Source organism: Streptomyces sp. NPDC046915, from assembly GCF_040644935.1.
Classification (GTDB): domain Bacteria; phylum Actinomycetota; class Actinomycetes; order Streptomycetales; family Streptomycetaceae; genus Streptomyces.
Window position 1 is genome coordinate 1 of record NZ_JBEYXB010000066.1, and the last position, 1774, is coordinate 1774.

The 1774-nt window shown below is 73.1% G+C and carries 1 protein-coding gene; it reads left to right on the forward strand.

Going from position 1 to position 1774, the window contains the following annotated elements:
- The coding region (locus tag ABZ915_RS48715; protein WP_361817928.1) for a zinc-binding dehydrogenase at positions 1-1774 on the forward strand (1774 nt) is incomplete at both ends.

The window sequence follows — 1774 nt, forward strand, 5'->3', positions numbered from 1 at the left end:
CCGACACCACCCTCACCCTCACCACCCCCCACCTCACCATCACCCAACTCACCCTCACCCCCATCTCCCCGGACCAACTCCGCACCACGAACAGGACAGGCACGACGAACAACCCACTGCACCTGGTCGAATGGCAGCCCGTAGACGCCGGAGGGCCCCAGGCCGACCAAGGCACGGTGGCTGTCGTGGGCCCGGATCCGCTCGGGCTCGCCCAGATGCTGAGTGATGCCGTCGTGTTCGCCGACCTGGACGAACTGCGCACCGCCGAAGACGGGATCCCGGCGCGGATCCTCGTCACCTGCGTCGGCGAGGACCCGCGCCGGGAGACGGACGACGTTCCCGCGGCCACGCACGCCCTCGTCGGTGAGGTCGCCGTTCTGGCTCAACGGTGGCTGGGGGACGAGGTGTTCGCCGCGTCGGAGCTGGTGGTCGTCACCCGGCGGGCGGTGGCCGTGCGGACCGGCCCGGAGGTGCGGGATCTGCCCGCGTCGGCGGTCTGGGGGCTCGTACGGTCGGCGCGGACGGAGAATCCGGAGCGGTTCGCGCTGCTGGATCTCGACGGTTCCGGTGCGGACGGCGACGCGATCACGACGGCCCTGGCCGCGCACGCCCCGGAGGCGGCCGTACGGGACGGGGCCGCGTATGTGCCCCGGCTGGTGCGGGCCGACGACGCGCGTGGTGTGCTCGCTCCGCCCGAGGGCGAGGGGGCGTGGCGGCTGGACGTGACGCGTCGGGGCACGCTGGAGAATCTCGCGTTCGTGTCCCACCCCGAGGGTGACGCGCCGTTGCGGGACGGCGAGGTGCGGGTGGCGATGCGGGCCGGTGGTCTCAACTTCCGGGACGTGATGATCGGTCTCGGGATGTATCCGGGCGACGACGCCCGGATCGGCGGCGAGGGTGCCGGTGTCGTGATCGAGGCCGGGCCCGGGGTGAGCCGGTTCGCGCCCGGGGACCGGGTGTTCGGGATGTTCCCCTCCGGTGGGCTCGGGCCCGTGGGCGTGACCGACGAGCGGCTGCTGGGCCGGGTGCCGACGGGGATGTCGTTCCAGCAGGCGGCGGTCGTTCCGGTGGTGTACCTGACGGCGTACTACGGGCTGGTGGACCTGGCGGGTCTGCGGGCCGGGGAGCGGTTGCTGGTGCACGCGGCGGCCGGCGGTGTCGGCATGGCCGCCGTGCAGATCGCCCGCCACCTGGGTGCCGAGGTCTACGGCACCGCCTCACCCGGCAAGCAGGACACCCTGCGCGCCCTCGGCCTGGACGACGCCCACCTCGCCAACTCCCGCACCACCGACTTCGAACAGCACTTCCGCACCACCACCGACGGCCACGGCATGGACGTCGTACTCGACGCGCTCGCCCGCGAGTTCGTGGACGCCTCGCTGCGGCTGCTGCCGCGCGGCGGGCGCTTCCTCGAGATCGGCAAGACCGACATCCGGGACGCCGACGAGGTGGCGGCGGCCCATCCCGGTGTGCGGTACGCGGCCTACGACGTGCAGGACGCCGGGCCGGACCGTATCCGGGAGATGCTGGACGAACTGCTGGCCCTGTTCGAGGCCGGGGCGCTGACGCCGCCGCCGATCACGGCGTGGGGCCTCGCGAACGCGCCGGAGGCGCTGCGTTTCCTGAGCCAGGCCCAGCATGTCGGGAAGACCCTGCTGTCGGTCCCGCGGGAGTTGGACCCGGAGGGTACGGTCCTGATCACCGGCGCCACCGGCTCGCTCGGCCGTCTCCTGGCCCACCACCTCACCACCCACCACGGCGTCCGCCACCTGCT